Origin of the sequence: Caulobacter hibisci, from assembly GCF_016135805.1 — a bacterium.
Lineage (GTDB): Bacteria > Pseudomonadota > Alphaproteobacteria > Caulobacterales > Caulobacteraceae > Caulobacter > Caulobacter hibisci.
On record NZ_JADWOX010000023.1, the window covers coordinates 23,832 to 46,560 of the forward strand.

Annotated in this window: 28 protein-coding genes; 16 read left to right on the plus strand and 12 right to left on the minus strand. The window is 69.5% G+C overall.

What is annotated here, in order from left to right:
* Positions 1-286 precede the first annotated feature (286 nt).
* Complete coding sequence (locus I4Q42_RS22955; RefSeq protein ID WP_198578419.1) at positions 287-1,108, minus strand: hypothetical protein; 822 nt, start codon at positions 1,106-1,108, stop codon at positions 287-289.
* A gap of 62 nt (positions 1,109-1,170) precedes the next feature.
* Complete coding sequence (locus I4Q42_RS22960) at positions 1,171-2,421, minus strand: glycosyl hydrolase 53 family protein (protein ID WP_198578420.1); 1,251 nt, start codon at positions 2,419-2,421, stop codon at positions 1,171-1,173.
* 143 nt (positions 2,422-2,564) lie between these two features.
* Between I4Q42_RS22960 and I4Q42_RS22965 the strand changes: the two genes are divergently transcribed.
* On the plus strand, positions 2,565-2,945 hold the full coding sequence (locus I4Q42_RS22965; RefSeq protein WP_198578421.1) for a methylglyoxal synthase: 381 nt from the start codon (positions 2,565-2,567) through the stop codon (positions 2,943-2,945).
* On the opposite strand, the gene I4Q42_RS22970 is transcribed toward I4Q42_RS22965, so the two are convergent.
* Together I4Q42_RS22970 and I4Q42_RS22975 are read right to left on the minus strand one after the other, a co-directional pair.
* Positions 2,942-4,123 carry a pYEATS domain-containing protein gene (locus I4Q42_RS22970; RefSeq protein ID WP_198578422.1) on the minus strand — a complete coding sequence of 394 codons (1,182 nt, stop codon included), beginning with the start codon at positions 4,121-4,123 and terminating at the stop codon, positions 2,942-2,944. The two genes, I4Q42_RS22965 and I4Q42_RS22970, sit on opposite strands and share 4 nt — an antisense overlap.
* A gap of 75 nt (positions 4,124-4,198) precedes the next feature.
* On the minus strand, positions 4,199-4,684 hold the full coding sequence (locus tag I4Q42_RS22975; RefSeq protein WP_198578423.1) for a ribonuclease H family protein: 486 nt from the start codon (positions 4,682-4,684) through the stop codon (positions 4,199-4,201).
* A gap of 434 nt (positions 4,685-5,118) precedes the next feature.
* Here I4Q42_RS22975 and I4Q42_RS22980 point away from each other — a divergent pair, with 434 nt between their 5' ends.
* From I4Q42_RS22980 to I4Q42_RS22990, 3 genes are all read left to right on the plus strand, one after another.
* Positions 5,119-6,441 carry a hypothetical protein gene (locus I4Q42_RS22980; RefSeq protein WP_332873138.1) on the plus strand — a complete coding sequence of 441 codons (1,323 nt, stop codon included), beginning with the start codon at positions 5,119-5,121 and terminating at the stop codon, positions 6,439-6,441.
* A 66-nt stretch (positions 6,442-6,507) separates the two neighbouring features.
* Entirely contained in the window at positions 6,508-6,813 is a 306-nt protein-coding gene (locus I4Q42_RS22985; RefSeq protein WP_198578425.1) for an energy transducer TonB, read from the plus strand.
* A 61-nt stretch (positions 6,814-6,874) separates the two neighbouring features.
* The gene (locus tag I4Q42_RS22990) at positions 6,875-7,711 is read left to right on the plus strand and encodes a hypothetical protein (RefSeq protein ID WP_198578426.1); all 837 of its coding nucleotides are present in this window, start codon (positions 6,875-6,877) and stop codon (positions 7,709-7,711) included.
* 22 nt (positions 7,712-7,733) lie between these two features.
* Here the strand turns inward: I4Q42_RS22990 and I4Q42_RS22995 are convergent, their stop codons facing one another.
* Entirely contained in the window at positions 7,734-8,387 is a 654-nt protein-coding gene (locus tag I4Q42_RS22995; protein ID WP_198578427.1) for a J domain-containing protein, read from the minus strand.
* Positions 8,388-8,446: 59 nt separating this feature from the next.
* Between I4Q42_RS22995 and I4Q42_RS23000 the strand changes: the two genes are divergently transcribed.
* Together I4Q42_RS23000 and cdd are read left to right on the plus strand one after the other, a co-directional pair.
* Positions 8,447-8,719: a BolA family protein gene (locus I4Q42_RS23000; protein WP_198578428.1), complete on the plus strand. Its 273-nt coding sequence runs from the start codon at positions 8,447-8,449 to the stop codon at positions 8,717-8,719.
* A gap of 98 nt (positions 8,720-8,817) precedes the next feature.
* Positions 8,818-9,243, plus strand: a complete 426-nt coding sequence (cdd, locus tag I4Q42_RS23005) for a cytidine deaminase (protein WP_198578429.1) — start codon at positions 8,818-8,820, stop codon at positions 9,241-9,243.
* A gap of 170 nt (positions 9,244-9,413) precedes the next feature.
* Here the strand turns inward: cdd and I4Q42_RS23010 are convergent, their stop codons facing one another.
* The 3 genes from I4Q42_RS23010 to I4Q42_RS23020 form a co-directional block, all read right to left on the minus strand.
* Positions 9,414-9,635: a YdcH family protein gene (locus I4Q42_RS23010; RefSeq protein WP_198578430.1), complete on the minus strand. Its 222-nt coding sequence runs from the start codon at positions 9,633-9,635 to the stop codon at positions 9,414-9,416.
* An 87-nt stretch (positions 9,636-9,722) separates the two neighbouring features.
* Positions 9,723-10,172, minus strand: coding sequence for a TIGR02444 family protein (locus I4Q42_RS23015; RefSeq protein ID WP_198578431.1), 450 nt, complete (start codon positions 10,170-10,172; stop codon positions 9,723-9,725).
* A gap of 5 nt (positions 10,173-10,177) precedes the next feature.
* The gene (locus tag I4Q42_RS23020) at positions 10,178-10,819 is read right to left on the minus strand and encodes a UbiX family flavin prenyltransferase (RefSeq protein ID WP_198578432.1); all 642 of its coding nucleotides are present in this window, start codon (positions 10,817-10,819) and stop codon (positions 10,178-10,180) included.
* 133 nt (positions 10,820-10,952) lie between these two features.
* Between I4Q42_RS23020 and I4Q42_RS23025 the strand changes: the two genes are divergently transcribed.
* Entirely contained in the window at positions 10,953-11,126 is a 174-nt protein-coding gene (locus I4Q42_RS23025; RefSeq protein ID WP_110117944.1) for a YdcH family protein, read from the plus strand.
* A 99-nt stretch (positions 11,127-11,225) separates the two neighbouring features.
* On the opposite strand, the gene I4Q42_RS23030 is transcribed toward I4Q42_RS23025, so the two are convergent.
* Entirely contained in the window at positions 11,226-11,939 is a 714-nt protein-coding gene (locus tag I4Q42_RS23030) for a DUF1013 domain-containing protein (RefSeq protein WP_198578433.1), read from the minus strand.
* A gap of 187 nt (positions 11,940-12,126) precedes the next feature.
* Here I4Q42_RS23030 and I4Q42_RS23035 point away from each other — a divergent pair, with 187 nt between their 5' ends.
* Positions 12,127-12,753, plus strand: coding sequence for a hypothetical protein (locus tag I4Q42_RS23035; RefSeq protein ID WP_198578434.1), 627 nt, complete (start codon positions 12,127-12,129; stop codon positions 12,751-12,753).
* Between the two features lie 249 nt (positions 12,754-13,002).
* On the opposite strand, the gene I4Q42_RS23040 is transcribed toward I4Q42_RS23035, so the two are convergent.
* Entirely contained in the window at positions 13,003-13,977 is a 975-nt protein-coding gene (locus tag I4Q42_RS23040; protein ID WP_198578435.1) for an NAD(P)H-quinone oxidoreductase, read from the minus strand.
* Positions 13,978-14,051: 74 nt separating this feature from the next.
* Here I4Q42_RS23040 and I4Q42_RS23045 point away from each other — a divergent pair, with 74 nt between their 5' ends.
* The 8 genes from I4Q42_RS23045 to I4Q42_RS23080 all read left to right on the plus strand — a co-directional run bounded on the left by I4Q42_RS23045 (position 14,052) and on the right by I4Q42_RS23080 (position 20,273).
* Positions 14,052-14,258 carry a DUF1192 domain-containing protein gene (locus I4Q42_RS23045; RefSeq protein WP_198578436.1) on the plus strand — a complete coding sequence of 69 codons (207 nt, stop codon included), beginning with the start codon at positions 14,052-14,054 and terminating at the stop codon, positions 14,256-14,258.
* 154 nt (positions 14,259-14,412) lie between these two features.
* Positions 14,413-14,925, plus strand: coding sequence for a protease adaptor protein RcdA (rcdA, locus tag I4Q42_RS23050; RefSeq protein WP_198578437.1), 513 nt, complete (start codon positions 14,413-14,415; stop codon positions 14,923-14,925).
* A 70-nt stretch (positions 14,926-14,995) separates the two neighbouring features.
* A complete protein-coding gene (thiD, locus tag I4Q42_RS23055) occupies positions 14,996-15,820 on the plus strand; it encodes a bifunctional hydroxymethylpyrimidine kinase/phosphomethylpyrimidine kinase (RefSeq protein WP_408611121.1) in 825 nt (274 codons plus the stop codon).
* A complete protein-coding gene (locus I4Q42_RS23060; protein WP_198578438.1) occupies positions 15,817-16,296 on the plus strand; it encodes a hypothetical protein in 480 nt (159 codons plus the stop codon). The genes thiD and I4Q42_RS23060 overlap by 4 nt, the downstream gene beginning before the upstream one ends.
* A gap of 4 nt (positions 16,297-16,300) precedes the next feature.
* Positions 16,301-16,873: a nucleotidyltransferase family protein gene (locus I4Q42_RS23065; protein WP_408611124.1), complete on the plus strand. Its 573-nt coding sequence runs from the start codon at positions 16,301-16,303 to the stop codon at positions 16,871-16,873.
* A gap of 203 nt (positions 16,874-17,076) precedes the next feature.
* A complete protein-coding gene (locus I4Q42_RS23070) occupies positions 17,077-18,714 on the plus strand; it encodes a family 43 glycosylhydrolase (RefSeq protein ID WP_198578440.1) in 1,638 nt (545 codons plus the stop codon).
* Between the two features lie 99 nt (positions 18,715-18,813).
* Entirely contained in the window at positions 18,814-19,431 is a 618-nt protein-coding gene (locus I4Q42_RS23075; protein ID WP_198578441.1) for a DJ-1/PfpI family protein, read from the plus strand.
* A gap of 17 nt (positions 19,432-19,448) precedes the next feature.
* Positions 19,449-20,273 carry a PhzF family phenazine biosynthesis protein gene (locus tag I4Q42_RS23080; protein ID WP_198578442.1) on the plus strand — a complete coding sequence of 275 codons (825 nt, stop codon included), beginning with the start codon at positions 19,449-19,451 and terminating at the stop codon, positions 20,271-20,273.
* 8 nt (positions 20,274-20,281) lie between these two features.
* On the opposite strand, the gene I4Q42_RS23085 is transcribed toward I4Q42_RS23080, so the two are convergent.
* Positions 20,282-20,641 carry a hypothetical protein gene (locus I4Q42_RS23085; protein ID WP_198578443.1) on the minus strand — a complete coding sequence of 120 codons (360 nt, stop codon included), beginning with the start codon at positions 20,639-20,641 and terminating at the stop codon, positions 20,282-20,284.
* 129 nt (positions 20,642-20,770) lie between these two features.
* Complete coding sequence (locus I4Q42_RS23090) at positions 20,771-22,651, minus strand: ATP-binding protein (protein ID WP_198578444.1); 1,881 nt, start codon at positions 22,649-22,651, stop codon at positions 20,771-20,773.
* Between the last annotated feature and the right edge of the window lie 78 nt (positions 22,652-22,729).

Consider the following 22,729-nt stretch of genomic DNA (forward strand, 5'->3'; position numbering starts at 1 on the left):
CGAACCAGCGATCCTCCTCGGCGACGCCGGTCCCGATCCAGGCCAGCACCTGCTCGACGGGGATCGGATCGGCGGCGCCAGCCGCAGCTGGCTGACCAGGTCGCCGGGCCGCACCTTGCCGTCGACGATCGGCAGCAGGCGGGCGGTCGCGCCCCGCTCGTCCCAGCCGAACAGCGAGGCGTCGCGCGGCGCGATCATCAGGACCAGATAGCGCCGGGGCGGCTCGCCAGGCCGGCAGGGCAGGACGGGCCGAGCAGCTCCGAGCCGAAGATGTCCATCGACAGGTTCATCGGCGAGATCTTGTGGCCGCCGACCAGGCGAGGGCGGCAGGCGGGGATCGATGCCCGCGGCGATCCCGGCTCCAGCGGCGCGGCCTCATAGATCGCCGCCTCGGTAAAGCGGGCGAACAGGTCAGCCGGACGTCGTCGTCGCGGGCGCCGCCGCGCAGCCAGCGCAGGCGCTGGACCAGCAGGTCGCGATCAGCCCCGCCGCGGGCGACCGGCTCCCAGTGATCGATCTGGCCCCGCTCGTCGAGGAACACGAGGTAGTCCAGCGCCGGGTCGAGGATCGGCCGCGAGATCGTTCCGTCGCTGAGGCGCGGCCGGTCGAAGACACCCTCTACGTCCAACTCGCGGTCGGCGATGCGGCCGCGGTGCAGGAACAGGAAGCCGGCATGGCGTCCGGCCGCTCGCTTGGCGTCCAGGTCGTACACCCCGATCCACAGATCCGGCCGCGTGCGGCGCATGAAGTCGGGGTCCAGCGGATAGTCGCCGCGCAACCGCGCGGGCAGGCGCCGGGGCGGGGCGCCCTTCAGCGTCTCGATCACCGCCAGCCGATAGCGGCGCGACCGCTCGCGCTTGCCGCAATAGTCGCCGTAGGCTTGGGGCGACGCCCACGACAGCAGCCCGGCCAGCCAGCAAGGCGGTGTCCAGGCGGCCTTGGGGCGGACCAGCGCGACGGCCGTGGCCTGGCGATACTCGGCCGCGCCCGCCGGGGTGCGAACGGCCTCAAGGCTGGGCGGGACTTCCATCAGCATCACCGCCCCGGTCGGCGTCGCCAGGGCCAGGCCGAGGGCCAGGGCCACGATCCGCAGCAGCCGCTTGCCCATGCCGCCCCTCCCTCGACGAGGGAAGGTTACGTATGTAAAATAATCAAGGTCAAGCCGTCGCCTCACCCCTTCTTCAGCCCATAGTCCCGCGCCATCTGGCGATAGAGCCCCAGGAACGCATTGGCGTCGTAGCGGCCGCCGTGCTCGGTCTTTTCGGGATGCGGGGGCGGGGCGCCGGCGATCTGCGCGCCGGGGGCCTCGGCGCTGTTGATGCCCTGCGACAGCAGGTTGGGCTTGGGGCCTTCGCCGGCGTTTTGGCCGTCCTGGTCGAAGATCGCCTCCTGGTGCCGGGTCGGCTCCCAGATGAAGGTTCCCCAGCCGCGCTGGCCCGGGGCGTCGAACACCAGGTCGTTCACATAACGCTTCCGGCTGGAATATTCGGCCACATAGAAGCCGTGGTCAGGGTAGCGCTCGCCGAACCGCTTGAAGGTGTTGGCCCAGTCGCCCTCGGCCTGCTGCTGGTAGCAGGAGAAGCCGACGGCGTCGAAGCGCACGCCGCGTGAGAGCAGGCTGTCGGTCCAGTGGCTGACGATCGTCCAGTGCCGGCCCAGGTGGTTGTGCAGGCTGGTCTTGACCCCCGGCACGGTCTCGCGCGAGGCGTCGAGGCCCGCGCTCAGCAGCCGGGCCAGCTTGTCGAAGCCGCCGGCGTCGGGAACGTTCAGGTGCACCGCGTCGGTGGCCGGATTGCCGGTCGGGACGGGCAGGGGCACGCGGCCGTCGGGCCACAGCATGCCGAAGGTGATCTCGTTGCCGATCACTACCAGGTCGGGCCGGGCGCCGGCCTTCTCCAGGGCGGTGAGCACGGTGCGGGTGTGGTCGCCGACGGCCTTGACCAGGGCGTCGAACGGCAGGTCGGTCCAGGCGGCGGGCTTCACCTGCTTCTGCGGATCGGCCCAGTTGTCGCTGTAGTGGAAGCTGATCGTCAGGTGCATGCCGGCGGCCTTGATCCGCTTGGCCATGCTGACCGTCTGGGCCAGGCCCGCCCACGGGTCGGTCTTGCGCTGCGCCGAGTAGCCGTTCTCGGGATTGACGAAGACGCGGATCTTGATGGCGTTGAAGCCGGCGTCGCCCAGGATCGCCAGGATGTCGCGCTTCTCGCCGCCGGCGTAGAACACCGCGCCGTCGGCCTCGTCCTGCGGGATCCAGGTGATGTCGGCGCCCAGCAGGAACGGACCCGGGCGAGCGCCGGGTCCTTTCGCCTGGGATTGGGCGGCCAGGGCGCGGGGCGCGGCCGACAGCAGCGGCAGGGCGGTCAGGCCCGCGGCGAAGGCGCGACGGTCGAGGGTCATGGCGTCTTCCTCCAGGATCGCCATGAACGGCGATCTCATTATTTGAGATATCGTTTCAATATGTATCCTAGCGGCATTGCGCGTGAAAAGGGAAGAGGCGCGGGACGGCTGGCGGCCCGGCGTCCAGCCGCTATAGGAAGGACGCGTTCAACCGGAGCCGTTCCCGCATGACCCGCCAGCTCGCCATCGGCCTCGTGGCCCACGACGACAAGAAGGCCGACCTGGTCGACTGGGCCCTGGCCCATGCGGCGTTCCTGGAAAAGCACGTGCTTTACGGCACCGGCACCACCGGCGGCCGCATCCTGCAGGCCCTGCCGCAGCTGCAGCTGACCCGCCTGAAGAGCGGCCCCCTGGGCGGCGACCAGCAGCTGGGCGCGATGATCGCCGAGGGCCGGCTGGACATCCTGATCTTCTTCGTCGACCCGCTGTCGCCTCAGCCGCACGACGTCGACGTCAAGGCGCTGATCCGCCTGGCGACCCTGGCCGACATCCCCTTCGCCTGCAACGCGGCGACCGCGACCCTGGTGGTGAAGGGGCTGGACGCCTAGCGCGCCTTGAACACGGCGGGGGCGTTCGGCAGCAGGGCCAGGTTCAGCTCGTAGCGCTCGTCGTTTTGCAGTTGCAGGCCGACGGTGAACGCTCCCCAGCCCACCAGTTCCAGGGCGAAGCCCATCTTTCCCAGTCGGATGTCGCGGATCGGATTGGGGAAGGTCGGGTGCAGGTAGAGCCGGGCCGGACTGTCGGCCAGGTGGGCCGCCGTCGCCTCATCGGCGAAATTGATCAGGATCGTGATCGAGAACCAGTCGGCGTCGCCGGGCAGGGCCTTGACCTGTGCGTCCAGCTTGATGCTGCCGGCCTGATGCGGGTGCGATAGAAACTGACCTTGCCAGGGGTCTAGTTCATTGGCGCCTTGGGCGACCACCGGAGGCATCTCGAAGGCGGCGCCGACCTGGGAGCTGGCGACGGCCACGGCTTGTGACGTCCGGGCGGTGATCTCCTGGGCGTTCGCCGATGGGACGGCCTGCTTGGCTCCGCTGCGTTCGGCCGCCTCGATCTTCTGGCGCCCGGACATGTATTGCATGGACATCGCTTGCCGCTCGATCATCGACAGGCGGGCGCTGGCCAGTTCGCCGGGCAGGAAGCGCCTGATCCAGATGTAGCTGATGGCGAAGCCGATCAGTACGGAGGGCGCCAGGGTCAGGCCGCCGATGGCCGGCCCTGCGTCGGCTTGGCCGCTCATCGCCCGCGACACCTCCACCGAAACCTCCCAGCCGTGCAGGAGAAAGCGGTCGAAGTTCACCAGGCTCAGGCCCACGATAATCTTGGTCAGCCAGTCGGCGATCTGCTCCATCGCCGTATTGTCGGTGAACCAGGGATTGTCCTGGCCGGGGCCGTGCGGATTGGCGTTGGTCTGGGCCACGGCGCGGGCGGCGCTGGTCGGCAGGCCAAACAGCAGTCCGAGCAGACCGCCGCCGCAGGCGCCGGCCGTCCCCGCCATGACCCCGAAGGCCAGGAAATGGCCGTTGAAGCGCGCCCCGATCGAGCAGCGGCCGGCTTCGGCGCTGTCGGGACAGACCACCCAGGACGCGGTGAACAGGGCCACGATGCCCAGGGCGGCCAATGTGAACAGCACAGTCAACGCCAACAGGGTCGGCGAACTGCCCAGGCGGGGATCGACCCGCGCCTGCGGCGACCCGGTAAAGAACGCTGAAAGCCATTGCAACATGCCATCCCCCCGGATGCTGTCGGCAGTTCAATCAGCCTATAGTGGTATTGTTGACTTGGTCAAGCTCAGGTCGTTTCAGCCCGGGAATTTCAGCAGGTTCGGTTTCGGGATCGCGGCCTTGAACGCGCCGCGGCTCTTGGAGGTGTCAAGGCCGAATTCGGACCAGGCGGCCAGGAAGCCGTTCGCCGGGGCGCTCGGCGCCAGCGGGACGAGGTTCAGCACCGGCCGGGCGGCGACCAGGGCGCGGGCGGCGGCCCAGGCCTCGGGCTCGGCGCTGGCATAGGCGCCGTCGCTGGCGACCAGCTCGCCGGCCAGGGCGGGATCGGCGAAGTACAGGGTCACGGCCGTGTTGGCCGGCAGGTCCGACAGGCTGGACAGCGCTTCGGCCAGAGCCGTCAGGCTCATCCGGGCCAGGGTGGTGCGGCGCTCGCCGCCGGCCGCGCCCTTGATCGCCGCCGCGCCCGACTCGCCGTCCAGCTTGCGCACGAACGACCAGCCGCCATAGCCGGGGTCCTGCTTGCAGAGGGCGGCGGTCCAGAGGGTGACGGCGGAGCTGGTCATGGCCGTTTTCTAGCGATTCACGCGCCGATCCGCCATCCCGAGGCGCTCCAACCCTGAACGAAGTGTAAACAAGGTCCTAAATCTTAGAGTTAACGTCATTTTCACTTGAGTGAACAATGTTCTAATTTGTGCGCCCACACCCACCCGGTCCGGCCGTCTGGCGAAGCAAAAACCGTGCCAAAATGGGTCAAAACCGCCAGTTTCCGGCCCAATCCGGCGATCAAAGTTAATGTGATCTGAATATTCAGGGTTAACGGCCGATTCACACCGGTTAACCCCTTGTTAAGACCGTTGGCTCCGGTTTTGCTGATATCGCGTTAAATCCATCGCGGCCGTGCCGAGGTGGGACGATCCGAAGGCGGAGTACGCGAGCGATGTTCGAATTCGTTGGGCGGGACCTGAAGCGGCTTCTCGGCGTGGAGGGGCAGGGACGCGTGTCCCATGCCGCCGCGCATCGCGAGGGGCTGACCGGCGGCGACACCGCGCTGCTGGAGCTGATGGACTTGCGCCTGCTGACCAACGAGGCGCGCGCCGCCGACGTCGCGGCCGGCCGCATCGGCTGCAAGGATCGCGCGGTGCGTCTGCTGGAAGCCGCCGTGGTCTGGCGCGAAGTGGCCCGCCGCACCGGCGACGCCGCCGCCCTGCGCAAGGGCGCGGCCCAGGCCGAGGGCGCGACCCGCCTGGCCGAGACCGAACGCAAGGCCGAGCTGGCCGCCGCCGCCCGTTGCGAGCAGGCGGTGCTGGCCATGCTGGGCGCCGACCTGTTCGGCGACGAGGGGCTGCACGCGGCCGCCGGCGCCACCCTGGCCCTGACCAAGGCGACCCACGGCCCGCACGGCGCGCTGGCCGCCGCCCTGCTGGCCGCCGTCGATGGCCGCATGGCCCTGGCCGAGAACGACATCGACCGCGCCCTGGCCGCGGCCCAGGCCTTCGAGGCGCCGCTGGCGGTGATGTCCGGCGATCGCGGCGCCAAGGCCGGCGGCGCGCGCCTGCAACTGGCCGACCAGCGCGCGGCCCGCATCGACCTGCTGCTGGGCTGCGCCGTCCGCCTGAAGGACCGCAGCCTGGTCGAGGTGGCCCTGGCCGAGGCCCGCGTGGCCGTCGCCGCGCTGGATCCCGATTTCGAACCCCTGACCTGGTCGCGGCTGGAGCTGCTGCGCGGCGAGGCCCTGACCCGGCTGGGCGACCTGGACGGCGAGCTGACCCTGATCGCCGACGGCGTCGAGGCCGCCACCCAGGCGCTGGAGCCGCTGGATCCTGGCCACAGCCCGCTGGACTGGGCCCGCGCCCAGGCGGGCCTGGGCGAGGCCCTGCAGATGATGGGCGAGGCCACCACCTCGGACCGCTGCTTCGAGCAGGCCGTCACCTGCTACGACCGCGCCACCCATATCGTGAAGGTGCAGCCGGCCCTGGCCCTGCGCGCCGCCGTGGCCAACAACCGCGCCCTCAGCCTGGCCCGCTGCGCCGAGCTGACGGCGGATCTGGCCGTGCTCGACGCCGCCGAGATGGCCTTCAAGGCCGAGCTGGCCGCCCATCCGGGCGGTCGCGACCCTGCCGGCTGGGCCGTGGCCCAGATGAACCTCGCCCGTCTCTATGAAGCCCGGGTCGAGATCACCGGCCGCGACGACGGCCGACTCGACCGCGCGGCCACCGCTCTTGCGGTCGCGTTCGACGTCTTCGCGGAGCTGGGCCTGCGTTCGCTGACCGACCTGGCGGCCCAGGGGTTGCAACGGCTCAAGCAGGCCAACGCGGCCTGATCCAAAATGACACCGGAGACCCCAGGCCAGCCTGGGCCCCCTCCGAAAGACCATAGGGATGATACAGTGATCGCTTCGTTCGTTCTCGCCGCCGCCGTGACCGCCGCCACCCCGACCGCCTCGGCCGAGCCGCAGGCCCGCGTCGTCCAGGTGGCCCAGCCGCGCGAGGCCGTGGCCCTGCTCAGCTGCATGGTCAAGCGCGACGGCGGCCTGACCGCCTGCAGCGTCCAGAGCGAAAGCCCCTCGGAAATGGGCGTCGGCGAAGCGGCCGTGCAGATGGCCTCGCAGTTCCAGGTCGACCTGATGGGCCCCGACGGCAAGAGCCGCGCCGGCTCGTTCATCGACGTGCCGGTCCGCATCCGCATCCGCTGAATTTAAGCGCGAGTCCGCTTTCGGACTCGCGTCCTTTGCCGGCCGCGCCTAAAGCTCGGCCATGGCCGGCGAGCGCGTCTTTCCCTGGATCATCACGGTCGCCGTCGCGGCGGCCACGCTGGCCGTCGCCGGCGGCCTGACCGTCCGTCGCGATCGCGTCGAGGCCGCCCGGCTGGCGCATTCGCGGCCGCAGCTGTCGCCCGCCGACCTCGAGGACCAGAAGGCCTACGCCCAGGCCCTGGCCGAGAACATGGCGCAGGGCAGGGCTGAAGAGGCCAAGCTCCTGGCCCAGTTCCCCGATCTGGCGCGCCGCGCCGGCGACGTCCTGTTCGTTCGCGGTCCCCGGGGCGACGTGGCCAGCTTCACCGACAGCGGCTTCTGCGACGGTTTCGACCAGTGCGCCCGCTGGCGCCTGGCGGGCGTCGTGGCCGTTGGGGGCGAAAGGCTGCCCCATCTCACCTTCACGCATGGCGAGGGCGAAGCGATGTCGGTGCTGATCGGCGCCGACGGCCGCCTGCGCGTGGCGGATGTCGGACTCCCCCTCGCATCGCCCGATGGCGTCTGGCTGGTGTTCGGCAACGAGAGCGACGACGGCGGCGGCGTGACCCTTTATCGGGCCGACGGCGCGGACTTGGTCCCGGTGGCCTCCAAGGGCGCGTCGTGCAGTCCGCAGGCCTGGCTGGCGTCCGACCGCTTGCGCATGAGCTGCATTGTCGATCCCGTCGGAGGAGGCCGTCACGTCGAGGCCAGCCTGGCGCGCGAGACGGGCGACGCCTGGACGCTGTCCTATGCTGGCGGGGCGCGTGAACCGCTGTCCGCTATCGAGACCGAGGAAGGCGATCCCGGCGACTTCTTCGAAGGCTGGAGCGAGAAGGGCTACCGCCGCCTGGCCCGCTGAGGTCTCGCCCGCTGAGCCGCCGCTACTTCGCCATCCCGGATTTCTGCAGGGTCTTGTAGGCCTTGATCACCCGCTGGAGCTTGTGCTCGGCGCTGCGGTCGCCGCCGTTCATGTCGGGATGGCAGCGCTTGAGCAGGTCCTTGTAGCGGGCGCGGATGGCCGCGGCGTCGGCGTCGACGTCGAGATCCATGTCGGCCAGGGCCTGGCGTTCCAGCTTGCCGACGGCGCGACCGGCCGCGGCCGATTCCGCCTTGCGCTGCTGGGCGCGGAACAGGCCGAAGGGGTCGGCCATGTTGCGGGCGTCGCGGGCGGCGGCCGCGGCGGCCTCGCGCGAGCCGGCGTCGGCCTTCATGCTCCAGGTCGGACGGCCGCCGGTGACCTTCTCGCGCTCCTGCTCGACGCGGATCTGGCCCTCGTTCATGCCGGCGTAGAAGTTCCAGTTCTTGTTGTACTCGGCCGCGTGCGGCTGACAGAAATGGTAGTACTGGCCCGGCAGGTCGCGGCTCTTGGGCGCCTTGGCCTCGGCCGCGCGCAAGCAGTCGGCGTGCTCGCAGCGCCGCTGGCCGGGCTTCAGCCGGTTGACGTCATCGGCGCGCGGACCCTCCTCCTCGCCCGGCTTGGGCGGGCGGACCCGTATGTCGAAGAACTTGGGACGATATTCGAACTCGCGGCTCATGGCGCTTAGATTAAGCCCAGGCTATTTCCGTTCAAGGATTGACATGCTGGAGATCGACAATGGGCGCCGTCGCTGACGCCATCGAGGCCAAATTGACCGCCGCCCTGGCGCCCTCCCGGCTGGAGGTCGTGGACGACAGCGCGCGCCACCAGGGCCATGCCGGACACCGCGAGGGCGGCGAGAGCCACTTCAACCTGACGATCGAGGCGCAGGCCTTTGCGGGCAAGGGCCGCGTGGCCCGCCAGCGCCTCGTCCACCAGGCCCTGAGCGAGGAATTGGCCGGCCCCGTGCACGCCCTGTCGATCGTCGCCCTGGCGCCGGGCGAAAGCTGAGCCGGAGGGCGCGCGGGCGGCTGTTTGAGCTTGCATCGCGCGCCCGCGACTGATTGCCTCGGTTCCCGGCGCGATCCTGCCGGAACCCGAGGGATGGCATGAGCGCCGCACGATTTCTTTCCGACACGCCCGATGAATCGGCGATCGCCGCGCAACTGCCGGCCTATCTGGCGCGGTCCTACGCCCGCTATTCGAACTTCACCGTCGCCAGCGCCGTGATCGACGACCTGGGCGGGGTGCATTTCGGCGTCAATGTCGAGAACGCAGCCTATCCGTCGGGCACCTGCGCCGAGCAGACGGCGATCGGGGCGATGATCACGGCCGGCGGCCGCCGAATCGAACGGGTCTACATCGCCGCCGGCTCCGACGCCGTGGTCCAGCCCTGCGGCGCCTGCCGCCAGCGCATCGGCGAGTTCGCCAGCAAGACCTGCGAGATCGTCTCGGTGCAGGGCGGCGCGGCGACCTTGCGTACGCCGTTCTGGACGCTGTTGCCCGAGGCGTTCGGGCCGGGGGATCTGGAGTAGCTCGTTGGGAACCTCCCCCTCTGGGGGAGGCGGCCGAAGGCCGGTGGGGGGAAGTTTTCAGCTTCCGCAAACCCTGGCCGATTGCGCAGTCACGCCCCCCACCGATCGCTTCGCGATCGCCTCCCCCAGAGGGGGAGGTTCCTCAGGCGGTGTAGAGGGGGTCTTAGCGCCTAAGCGATGATATCCGGCGTCACCTGGTCTTCCAGGCGCACGATCTCGTCCTTCAGGGCCAGCTTGCGGCGCTTGAGGCGGGCGATCTGCAGCAGGTCGGGCAGGGGGCGTTCTTCCAGGGCCGAGACGGCGTCCGACAGGTCCTGGTGTTCTTCGCGCAGGACCGCCAGGCGGCGCTCGATGGCCACGCCGGTGTCTTCCGAAGGATCGTCATCGTTCATGGACGTTCCCCCATACTGAGCGCTGGTCCGAAGGCGGTGATAGATAGCAAAGCCTGACGGGCGGTAAAGGTCTCAAGCGGGACTGCATCAAGCCAGCGCATCGGCGAGCCTGGCCAGGGCCGCGTCATGCGGCGGATCGCCGGTGGCCCGCGCCGCCGCCAGCAGGGCGCCGTAGACGTCGGCCGTGGCCCCGACGGGACCGCAGGTCGCTTCCAGGCTTTCCATCAGCACCTTCTCGCCGGCCAGCTCGGCCGCCTTGACCCTGTCGCGGAAGGCTTCGCGCGCCGCATCGTCGATATCAACCCGCGCGGGCTTCAGCGCCCGCCGCACCTCGCGCAGGGGTGCGCCGACCTCGGCCTCCCAGGCGCGGACCAGGCCGGCGGCGCGCGGCAGGTCGACGGGGCGTCCCTCCAGCGCCGCCCAGGCCGCCCACAGCAGGAACGGCACGTTCTGGCCGTGCGCGTCCTGCAGATGCAGGCAGGCGACTGCGACAGGCTGTCGCGCATAGACCGAAAGCGCCCAGTCCCAGAACCGCATGGCCGTTAATTTTCGTCCGTTTCGTTGACGGTTGAGCTTCCGCTCGAGCCGATGGGGGGCAGGTCCTCGCCCCAGCGCTTCACCGGGCCCCAGGTCAGGCCGAACAGATCCAGCGCCCGGCCCACCGACTGGTCGACCATCTCCTCGATCGAGACCGGCCTGGCGTAGAAGGCCGGCACCGGCGGGGCGATCACCGCGCCCATTTCGGCCAGGCGGGTCAGGGTGCGCAGGTGGCCCAGGTGCAGGGGGCTTTCGCGCACCATCAGCACCAGCGGCCGGCGCTCCTTCAGGGTCACGTCGGCGGCCCGGGTCAGCAGCGAAGAGGTTACGCCGGTGGCGATCTCGCTCATCGTCCGCACCGAGCAGGGGGCCACGACCATGCCCAGGGTGCGGTAGGAACCCGATGCGATGGCGGCCCCGACGTCACCGGCCCGGTGCACCACATCGGCCATTTCGGCGGCCTCGGCGACGCTCAAACCGGTCTCCTGGGTCAGGGTCAGGGCGGCCGACTTGCTCATCACCAGGTGGCTCTCGACGCCCAGGTCGCGGCAGGCCGCCAGGGTGCGCAGGCCGTAGAGCGCCCCCGACGCGCCGGAGATTCCGACCACGAGGCGGGGCTTGAAAGCGGGTGCGGCGGCGTCCGTCATGGTGAATTTTCGTCCGTCACGGGAGGAAGCTGCGCCACGTCAAGCGCTGCCGGTTGCAATCATATGTGATCTGACAGTCCGAACCAGCGGGTGTTCACTCGATCCGTCAACAGCCCAAAAGGAGGCCGAGCCCATGGCCATCGAATCCCGTATCCGCGAGCTGGGGTCCCGTCACGAGAACCTCGACCGCACGATCCAGGAGGAGACCAGTCGACCGGGTAGCGACGCCACGAGGCTTCGCGAACTCAAGCGGCAGAAGCTCAGGCTCAAGGAGGAGATAGAGGGACTTCGAGCGAGGCTGCACTAGCTTCCCAGTCCCTGGCCCTCAGGCAAGGAAAAGGCCCATCCGATCGTTCGGATGGGCCTTTTTGCTGTCCAGGCCCGTCCTCGCGAACGGGGTGAAGGATCAATCCTCGTCTTCGTCGTCTTCGTCGACGTTCGAGAACGAGCCGAACACGTCTTCGGCCTTCGGCTCGGCGCGGGCGGCGCGGATGTCGCGCTCCTCCTGCTCGGCGTCGGGGTTGTAGCCGGTCTCGGCCGCCGGACGCAGAGTCGGATCCTCGGCGACGATGCCCTTCTTGGCGTCGTCCTTGGCCTTCTTCTCGGCGGCCTTCTTGACGAGGGCGTCGAGTTCCAGCTGGCCGACCAGGCCCAGGGTCACCGGATCGACCGGCTTGATGTTGGCCGCGTTCCAGTGGGTGCGGTTACGCACCTGCTCGATGGTGGCCTTGGTCGTGCCGAGGATCTTGGAGATCTGGGCGTCGGTCACTTCCGGGTGGTGGCGGATGAACCAGGCGATGGCGTCCGGACGGTCCTGGCGACGCGACACCGGGGTGTAGCGCGGGGCCTTCTTCTGCGGCTTCAGCAGCTCGGCGTGACGGCTCACCTGGGCCTTCATGCGGTACTGCGGAGCGCGCTGGGCCTTGTCCAGCTCTTCGCGGGTCAGCTGGCCGTTGCCGATCGGATCGGCGCCGCGGATGTCGCGCGCCACTTCGCCGTCGGCGATGCCGCGGACTTCCAGCGGGTGCAGGCCGCAGAAGTCGGCGATCTGCTCGAAGCTCAGCGAGGTGTTGTCCACGAGCCAGACGGCGGTCGCCTTGGGCATCAGAATGTCGGACATGCGGTCCTCCAGAAATGACGGCGCCCGACCTTGCGGCCGGGCGGGGTTGTTCAACGAGAGCTATAATCCGGTTCTCCGGGAAAGGGAACGGGGATCGATAGGCTCGCCGCCAGACTGCTATTCGTTGCCTTAATCGCAATACGTGTGTTCTGGTGGTCTCGCCAAAAAGGCGACTGTGGGGCGGAACATGGAACTGAAAGACGACGGGGCGTTCTTCGATCTGGTGCGGACGACGAAAATGCTTGGCCCTACCCTCAGCCAGGTCGAGACCGACGGCTGCAACGCCGTGCTCGCGGCGCTCGGCGCCCATGGCTGGGGCCAGGCCTGGACCGCTTACGGCCTGGCGACGGCCTATCACGAGACCGCCCAGACCATGCAGCCGATCGACGAGCGCGGCGGGGACGCCTATTTCCAGCGGCTCTACGACGTCAACGGCCTCAATCCCAAGCGCGCCAGGGCCAACGGCAACACCCAGCCCGGCGACGGCGTGCGCTATCACGGCCGCGGCTATGTGCAACTGACCTGGAAGAACAACTATGTCCGCGCCGCCAAGGAGCTGGGCGAGCCGATCGACCAGCAGCCGACCCTGGCCAAGCGCCCCGACCTCGCCGCCGCGATCATGGCGCTGGGCATGCAGGAGGGCTGGTTCACCGGCAAGAGCCTTGGCCGCTACATCGATAAGACCGCCGTCTCGGCCACCCCCAAGGCCTACGGCCTGGCCCGCTATGTCATCAACGGGACCGACCGCGCGGCCGACATCGCCGGCTACGCGGCCAGCTTCGAAAAGGCCCTCAAGGCCGGCGGCTGGAGCTGAGCTTCAGCGTGCCGGGGCGGGACTAACTCCTCCCCGCGCAGCCCGGACGCCCCGCGCCCTCTCCGATCAACTCAGCGGTCTGCCGCGTGAGCGCGAAGACGCGTGCTCAGTGACCCTGCCCCTGAAGGGGGAGGTGGCCCGGAGGGCCGGAGGGGCAGGTTCCTGATGAGTGAGCCGCAGCCACGGACGCCGCAATCACTTCCCCCTCAGTCGCTCCGCGACAGCTCCCCCTTCAGGGGGAGCATCTGTTCAGGCAACCAGCACCACCTTGCCCACATGCTCGCCCGCCTCCAGGTGCGCATGGGCCTTGGCGGCCTCGGCCAGGGGGAAGGTGGCATCGACGATCGGCTTCAGCTTGCCGGCGGCGATCCACGGCCAGACGGTGCGCTCGATCTCGGCGGCCAGGCGGGCTTTTTCGTCGGCGGGGCGGGGGCGCAGGGTCGAGCCGGTGATCACGGCGCGCTTCTGCATCACCTTCATCACCGGGACCTCCAGCGTGCCGCCGGCCAGGGCGGCGATATAGACGATGCGCCCGCCGGTCTTCAGGGCGTCGAGGTTCTTGTCGAAATAGGCGGCCCCGACCATGTCGAGCACCACGTCGACGCCGCCGGCGCCCTTGGCGATTTCGGCAAAGTCCTCGGTCTTGGCGTCGACGGCGAGGTCGGCGCCCAGCTCCAGCGCCGTGGCCTTCTTGTCGGCGCCGCGCCCGGTGGCGATGACGATCGCGCCGGCCGCCTTGGCCATGGCGATCGCCGTTGTCCCGATCCCGGACGTCCCGCCATGAATCAACAGGGTCTCGCCGGGCTTCAGCCCGCCATGCTCGAAGACGTTGGCGAAGACGGTGAAGACGGTCTCGGGCAGGGCCGCTGCATGGACGAAATCGAAGCCTTCCGGGATCGGCAGGGCCTGGCGGGCGTCGACCACGGCATATTCGGCATAGCCGCCGCCGCCGAGCAGGGCGCAGACCTTGTCGCCGACCCGCCAGCGGCCGGCGGCGACCTCGACCTCGCCGGCGACCTCCAGGCCCAGGGTTGTCGGGGCGCCGGGCGGCGGCGGATAGAAGCCCAGGCGCTGCAACAGATCGGGGCGATTGACCCCGGCCGCGCGCACCCGGATCAGGATCTCGCCGGGGCCCGGAACGGGACGTTCCACCTGCGCGGGGCGCAGGGCGTCGGCCGCGCCCTTGCCGCCTTCGATCTCGATCGCGGTCATGGTCTGGGACATGGAGGCGGCTCCGTCGCGCTTGCGTCGCGCCCTAGGTAGGCGTCAGATGGCCGATCGGAAAGGGAGGATGGTCGATGATGGAAGAGCCGGTCGAACCGCGCGCGTTCCGGGGCGACGCGCTGAACACCGCCACGCACGAGGACCTCGAGACCTACGGCGTCATCGAACTGGAAGAGCGGATCGAGGCCCTCGAAGCCGAGATCGCCCGGACCAAGGCCCAGCTGAACAAGAAAAAAGCCGGGCGCGCGGCGGCGGATGCGCTGTTTGGTCGCCTCGACTAACGAATGGTTTACGCTACCCGTGGACGCTGAAGCGCGTCCGTCGGTCACAGTGAGTCGGGGCGGTCGCGAAACGGGACGTTAAGGCTTGGCACGGGGGTTGCAGTCCGCCTCCTCAAGCGAGACGTCCTCGCGGCCTTAGGGGCATTGAGTAGACATGACCGATCCGAACGCGTCCACGGCCCCCTGGCGGGCGGGAGTCATCCAGGACTTCGCGCGCTCCGAACTGTTCGACCGCACCTTCGACGAGGGCATGTTGCTGGTCGAGGAGACCGCGGCCTATCTCGACGGGGCCGGTCGCCACGACAGCAAGATCCTGTCGCGGAACGCCGCCCTGGCCTATGCCAGCGAGAGCATGCGCCTGACCACCCGGCTGATGCAGGTGGCCTCGTGGCTGCTGGTGCAGCGCGCGGTCAAGGAAGGCGAGATGGCCCCCGAGGCCGCCTGCGCCGAGAACTACCGCATGGCCATCGAGACCGGCGAGGTCCCGGCCGCGATCGAGGACCTGCCCTTCGGCCTGGTTAATCTGCTGCAGCGCTCCGAGCGCCTGTACGAGCGCGTCCGCCACCTGGACCGCCGCATGTATGTCGAGGCCGCCGCCGTGGAAGAGGCCCCGCGCCCCGTCCAGGCCCAGTTCGACCGCCTCACCGCCGCCTTCGGCGTCGCCTGACGTCCTTCCTGGTCGCTTTCGGCGCCGCCTGACCGTTCAACTGGTTTCCAATCCGGGGTAGGACAGGCGCGTGACCCAAGCGCCTTCCCCCGATTCACCCTCGTTCCTGGGCCGCGTGCTCGTCCTGGCCGGATCCGATTCCGGCGGCGGGGCGGGGGTGCAGGCCGACATCAAGACCGTCACCGCCCTGGGCGGCTACGCGGCCACGGCGATCACCGCCATCACCGTCCAGAACACCCTGGGCGTCACCGGCGTCCACCCGATCCCGCTCGACGTCATCGAGGCTCAGGCCCGCGCCGTGCTCGACGACATCGGCGCCGACGCCTTCAAGACCGGCATGCTGGGCGATGTCGGCGTGGTCGAGACCGTGGCCCGGGTGCTGGCCAGCGCGCCGCATATCCCGGCCGTCGTCGATCCGGTGATGATCGCCAAGGGCGGCGCCCCGCTGCTGGCCGACCGGGCGATCGACGCGGTCAAGGCGCTGATGATCCCCCGCGCCGCGCTGCTGACCCCCAACGCCCCCGAGGCCAGCGCCCTGACCGGCCTGGCGGTCGAGACCATCGACGACCAGCGCCGGGCCGGCGAGGCCCTGCTCGAGCTCGGCGCCCACGCCGTGCTGATGAAGGGCGGTCACGTTGCGGGCGAGCGGGTCGTCGACCTGCTGATCACCCGCCAGGGCGAGACCAGCTTCGAGGGCGAGCGGATCGACACCCGCCACACCCACGGCACCGGCTGCACCTTGGCCAGCGCCGTCGCCACCGGCCTGTCGCAGGGCCTGCCGCTGACCGACGCCGTCGCCCAGGCCTGGAACTACGTCCATGAGGCCATGCTGCGCGCCCCGGGCCTGGGCAAGGGCCACGGCCCGCTCGACCACGCCTGGCCGGTGCGGGGATGAAGTCTCGTCCGAAAGGCGCGAAGCTTTTCTGGATCGCCGCCGCGGTGGTGCTCGTCGTGGCCTATGTCTACGTCACGCATGGCGGTGTGCGGGACAGCGGCGTGACCCGCATCGAGATTGCCGGCGCGAAGGGTGAGCGGCTGGCCCGACACTTTCCGGGCTCGGACACGGTGTGCGAGTTCACGCCCGGCATCAAGTCGCCGCCGGACGCGAGCACGCTCTACACCGACGACAATACGCACGACGCCGTCCAGTCCGTCCGCGCCGTCTGTCCCGACATCGGCAAGCTCGACATTCCGTTCAGCTTTCTGGCGGTCGAGGAAAGCGTCTTCGTCGGCCTGAAGGGCTGCCGCGTGGTCGGCGCCTACAAGATCTACAAGGGCAAGCGTCCGATGGACGGCGTCCCGCAGGAGTTCTGCGCGCCGCCCTCCCGACTGCTGGTGACGAACGATGGAGGCGTGGGCCTTGACCCCTGAGACCCTGCAAGACCGCCTGATCGACATCGTCCGCGCTACGCCGACGACCCTGCAGGTGCTGCGCACCGTCCGCGACCTCGACCTGCCCGACTGGATGATCTTCTCCGGCGCGATCTACCAGCCGGTGTTCAATTCCCTGACCGGCCGGCCGCTGGACTACGGCATCAAGGATTACGACGTCGCCTATCACGACGACCGAGACACCTCGTACGAAGCCGAGGACATCGTCATCCAGCGCGTCGCCGCCGCCTTCGAGCCGCCGCTGCGCGAGCTGGTCGAGGTGCGCAACCAGGCTCGCGTGCACCTATGGTTCGAGAAGAAGTTCGGCGCCGACGAGCCCTATCCCGCCCTGCGCTCCAGCGCCGAGGCCCTGGAACGGTTCGTGGCCACGGCCTTCTGCGTCGGCGTGCGGCTGGAGGCCGACGAGACCTTGCGCGTCTGGGCGCCGTTCGGCCTGGAAGACCTGTTCGCCATGCGCCTGCGGCCCAACCCGCTGCGGGTGAAGGGTGCGGGCGGCTGGGCCCGCACCACCGGCTCGGCCAAGGCCCGCTGGCCGGAGATCACCGTCGAGGGGTGAGGCGCTTCTCGCCTTGTGTCCCAATCAGGAAGTCATCGCCCGGCTTGTCCGGGCGACCCAAGCGGCGTTTCAGGATGTGGCTGATCCAGCTTGGGTCGCCCGCATGAAGCGGGCGATGACTTCTTTTGATGGTGGCGAGTAGACGCCCGCAGCTCATCGCTCTACGGAATTTGATAGCGCTATCATTCTCTCGTGAGCGACCCATGGCCCTGCCGCGCCGCACCCTGTTCAAAGGCCTTCTGGCGGGCGCCGCCGCCGCGCCGGCGCTGGCTGTCCCAGCCGCAGAAGCCAAGCCGGCCGCGAAAAGCGCTGCCGTCCCGACCTGGGGCAAGGGGCCTGACGGCCGCCGCACGGCAGACCTGGGCGACGGGACCTATCTGAACCCGATCATCGCCGGCGATCACCCCGATCCGACGATCCTCAAGGACGGCGACGTCTACTACATGACGTTCTCGTCGTTCCTGGCCTATCCGGGCCTGGTGATCTGGAAGTCGACCGACCTGGTGAACTGGACGCCGGTCGGTCCGGCCCTGCGCAAGCCGCTCGGCACGATCTGGGCTGTCGACCTGGTGCGGCACGACGGGCGCTACTTCATCTACATCCCGGCCGATCCGACGGGGCAGGGCTGGTCGATCTTCGCCATCTGGGCCGACAGCATCGAGGGGCCGTGGAGCGATCCGATCGACCTGAAGATCAGCGGCTGCATCGATCCGGGCCACGTGGTCGGCGAGGACGGCAAGCGCTACCTGTTCGTCAACGGCGTGCGCAAGATTCGCCTGACCGACGACGGCCTGGCCACCGACGGCCAGCTGGAGAAGGCCTACGACCCCTGGCGCTATCCCGATGACTGGATCGTCGAGAACTTCGCGCCGGAAGGCCCTAAGCTGCTGCGCCACAATGGCTGGTTCTACCTGATCACCGCGGTCGGCGGCACGGCCGGGCCGGTGACCGGCCACATGGTCATCGCCGCCCGCTCGCGCTCGGTGAACGGCCCGTGGGAGCACTGCCCGCACAATCCGCTGGTGCGCACGCGCAGCAAGGACGAGCCTTGGTGGTCGCGCGGCCACGCCAGCCTGGTCGAGGGGCCGGCCGGCGACTGGTGGATGGTCTATCACGCCTACGAAAACGGCTATTGGACCCTGGGCCGCCAGACCCTGCTGGAGCCGATCGAATGGACCGCCGACGGCTGGTTCAAGCCGCTGGGCGGCGACCTCTCCAAGCCGATCCGCAAGCCGCGCGGCGGCAAGGCCGGACCGTCGGGCTTTGCCCTATCGGACGACTTCTCGGCCGACCGCTTCGGCCTGCAGTGGGCTTTCCACGATCCCAAGCCGGGGGAGGGCGATCGCACCCGGTTCGAGACCAAGGGCCTGCGGCTGAAAGGCTCGGGGACCTCGCCGATCGACAGCGCGCCCCTGACCTGCATCGTCGGCGACCGCTCGTACGAGGCCGAGATCTCGCTCGATCTGATCGGCGAGGCCGAGGCGGGGCTGCTGCTGTTCTACAATCACAAGGCCTTCGTCGGCCTGGGCGTCACGCCGACGGCGCTGAAGACCTTCCAGTATTCCGAGGAGCTGGCCTGGGCGCGCATCAAGCACGAGGCCCGCAGCGTGCGGCTGAAGGCCCGCAACGACGAGCACGTGGTCACCTGGTGGTATTCCTACGACGACGGCGCGACCTGGACCCGGCACGGCACGCGGATGGAGGTCTCGGGCCTGCACCACAACGTGTTCGGCGGCTTCATCAGCCTGAAGGTCGGGATCTATGCGGCCGGCCCGGGCGAGGTGCGGCTGCGCAACTTCGTCTACCGCGCGGGTCTGCCGAAGACGGTGGAAAGCGCCTGATGCGGGCGCGGAGGAGTTTTGTCACGGTGACAATACTCCTTTTGCTTCATGGATCATTGCCCGTTACCGCTTGAGGCCTCACGCAAGAGGAGGCTTCCAGTGCGGATCGCGGTTCTGACGTTCGATGGCTTCAACGAGCTGGACTCGTTCATCGCCGCGGCGATCCTCAACCGCATGAAGGCCCGCGGCTGGGCGGCCTACATCACCGCGCCGACGCCTGAGGTGACGTCGCTGAACGGCGTGACCGTGCAGCGCCAGAAGCCGCTGGAATTCGCCGCCGAGGCCGACGTCGTGCTGATTGGCAGCGGCTCCAAAACGCGCCAGATCGCCGCCGACGCCGACCTGCTGTCGCGCATCGCGCTGGATCCGGCGCGCCAACTGATCGGCGCCCAATGCTCGGGCACGCTGCTGCTGGCCAAGCTGGGTCTGGTCGGCGACCTGCCGGCCTGCACCGACCTGACGACCAAGCCTTGGGTCATCGAAGCTGGCGTCCAGGTGCTGGACGCGCCGTTCGTCGCCCACGGCAATGTCGCCACGGCCGGCGGCTGCCTGGCCTCGCAATATCTGGCCGCCTGGACGATCGCGCGGCTGGCGGGTTTGGCGGAGGCCGAAGAGGCGATCCGCTACGTCGCGCCGGTCGGCGAGAAGGACGTCTATGTCGCCCAGGCCCTGGCGGCGATCGGCCCCTATCTGCCGGCCGCCCAGGCCGCCGCCTGAAGTTCGGAGATCCCGTCATGCGCCAATGGACCATCGACGCCTTCGCGTCCGCGCCCTTCAAGGGCAACCCGGCCTGCGTGGTCGAGCCGTTCGACCGCTGGCCTAGCGACGCCTGGATGCAGTCGCTGGCGGCCGAGAACAACCAAGCCGAGACGGCCTTCCTGCTGAAGACCGCCGATCCGGCCCGCTACGGCCTGCGCTGGTTCACGCCGGCCCGGGAAGCGCCGCTGTGTGGCCACGCCACCCTGGCGTCGGCCCACGCCCTGTTCGCCGAGCTGGGCGCGGACGTGGAGGTTCTGGCCTTCGACACCCTGTCGGGCGAGCTGCGCGTGCGGCGCGACGGCGAGCGGCTGGAGATGGACTTTCCGTCCGACCCGCCGCGACGTATCGACGTGCCGGCGGGCCTTTCCGAAGCCTTGGGCGCGCCGGTGGTCGAGGCCTGGGCCGGCGCTTATCTGGTGGCGGTGCTGGAGGACGAGGCGGCCGTGCGGGCGCTGAAGCCGGACCTGGCCGCCTTGAACCGTCTCGATGGCGGCGCGACCGATGGCGCAGGGCAAGTCATCGCTGTCGCTCTTGCTGATGCGGGCCGGCCCTATGCGGTGGTGAGCCGGTTCTTCGCGCCGGCCGCCGGTATTCCCGAGGATCCGACCACGGGTTCGGCCCACTGCATCCTGATGCCGCTGTATGGCGACAAGCTGGGAAAGCAGGCCTTGGAGTTCCACCAGGCCTATCCGGGCCGTGGCGGGGACCTGTCATGCGAAAGCCGCGGCGCGCGCGTGATCCTGCGCGGCCGTGGCCTGACGGTGGTGGAAAGCCGGCTCCGGGTGGAGCCGGCCTTCTAGTCTAGTCGTTACCAGCGACCGCGATGGTCGTTGCGGTCGCCGCGGCCGTAGCCTTGGCCATAGTCGCGGTCATGACGCTCGTAGCGGATCTGGGCGCTGATGCGGTCCAGGCGACGGTCGAGGTCGTTGCGTTCCCAGCCATTCAGGCCGTTGGCGCGATAGCGATGCTCGAGGCGGGCTACTTCGCGCAGCTCGCCGTTCAGGCGGCGCGCTTCCTGGCGGTTGAGGTCGCCGCTGCGCACGCCGCGGTCGATCCGCTGTTCCAGCTGCGCCTGGCGCTGGTTGATGGGCTGGGCCATGGCCGCGGCGGGCAGGGTGGCGGCCGCCAGGGCCGAGACCGCAACGATCGGGAGAATGATCTTCTTCATCGGTTCGGTTCCTTCTCAATCTGATCCGCCGTCCTTGTCGGCGGCGTTGAGGAGAAGAAAACACGTCCCGCCTGAAGCGGTTCTGAGCCCGTCGTTATATTCAGTTCATCTAGCTGAAGGCCGGCGAGGTCAGGCGGCCGCGGCCAGGCGAGCGGCCGCCGCGACGGCGTCCTCGATGGCGGCGTAGAGCTTGGTGACTTCGATCGGCTTGGCCACGTGGCCGTCCATGCCGGCGGCCAGGTAGCCCTCGACCTGGTGGACCAGGGCGTTGGCGGTGACCGCCACGATCGGGGTGCGGGCCCGGCCTTCGGCGATTTCCGCCGCGCGGATGGTGCGGGCGGCCTCGACGCCGTCCATCACCGGCATGTGGATGTCCATCAGGATCACGTCATGGCCGCCGGCCCGCCAGGCCTCGACGCAGGCCGCGCCGTCGGACACCAGCGCCACCTCGGCGCCCAGAGGGGCCAGGACGGCGGCGATGACCTTCTGGTTGGTCAGGTTGTCGTCGGCGGCCAGCACGCGCAGGCGGCGCGGTGCGGCGCTGTCGGCCGGCTCGACGGCCGCCGGCGCGCTGACCGGGATCTCGCCCGAGCCGCGGGGCATGGCCACCACGACGGTGAAGGTCGAGCCCTGGCCTTCGCGGCTCTGGACGTGGATGCCCCCGCCCATAACGGCGGCCAGTTCGCGGCAGATCGACAGGCCCAGGCCCGAACCGCCGAAGCGGCGGGTGGTCGAGCTGTCGGCCTGGACGAACTTGTCGAACAGGCGCGGCAGGATGTCGGCGGCGATGCCGATGCCGGTGTCGGTGACGTCGATGCGCAGGCCCGAACCGTCCTCGGCCGAGGCGAAGCGCACCGAGACGGCGCCGGCCAGTGTGAACTTCAGGGCGTTGGACACCAGGTTGGTGAGGATCTGACGCAGGCGGTCGATGTCGCCGCGCCAGGCGCCCAGCGCCTCGGGCGCGACCATGACGCCGAACTCCAGGCCTTTCTCGCGGGCTTGGTCGAGGAAGGTCTCGCGCAGCGAAGACGCCAGGGTCGAAAGGTCGAAGTCGCGCTCGACCAGCTCCAGCCGGCCGGCCTCGATCTTCGACAGGTCGAGCACGTCGTTGAGCACGGCCAGCAGCAGGCCGCCCGACTCGCGGATCACCGACAGGCGCTCGCGCTGCTTGGGCGACAGGTCGTCCATGGCCATCACTTCGGTCATGGCCAGCACGCCGTTCAGCGGCGTGCGGATCTCGTGGCTCATATTGGCCAGGAAGTGCGACTTCAGCACGTTGGCGGCGTTGGCGTCGTCGCGGGCCTTGACCAGCTCGCCCATGGCCGAGCGCAGGTCGTGGTCGTTGGCTTCCAGCCGCGAGACCAAGTGATTGAAGCTGTCGGTCAGGCTGTGGAAGACATCGTCCTCGGTGGCCTGCTCGACGGGGCTGTAGCGGCCGCCCTGGGCCATGTCGTGCATGGCGTCCGACAGCCGCTGCATCGGCTTGGTCATCCGCCGCGCCAGGCTGTTGGCCAGCAGGATCGCCAGGCCCGCCGCGCCGAAGAACAGGGCGCCGGTCAGGGCCAGGTCGCGGGCCAGGATCTCGACCAGGCTGGGCTGGCGGGCGACCAGGGTCAGGGCGCCGACCTTGCGGCCGGCCAGCATCACCGGCCGGGTCAGGGTCTCGGCGTTCTCTTCGCTCTCGACGCCGATGTGGGCCACGGTCTGGCCCGTCGTGTCGGTCAGGCGGGCGCCGGCCACGTGCGGGGCCTTGATGACGGCGTCGAGCGCCCGGCTGGCGCCCACGGCGTTGTGATCGGCCAGCGGCGTGGCGGCGCCGGCGGCGACCATCTCGGCCAGGACGCGGTGGTTCTCACGGGCTTCCTGGCGGGCGACGCTCCACTGCTGGAGCATGAAGCACAGGCATGCCGCCGTCAGGGCGGCGACCGTCGTGCCCAGCGCAACGCCAGCGATTCGCGCCTGTAGAGGCGCGTGAGCTGAAGATTCGGAGGTGCGGCGCGTGTCGTCCATGGCCCTTCCGGCAGGTCAAACAAGGGCATTTTGCCGCAAGGTTCCTAACGCTTCGCTTCCGGCCCCAGGTGCAGTCGC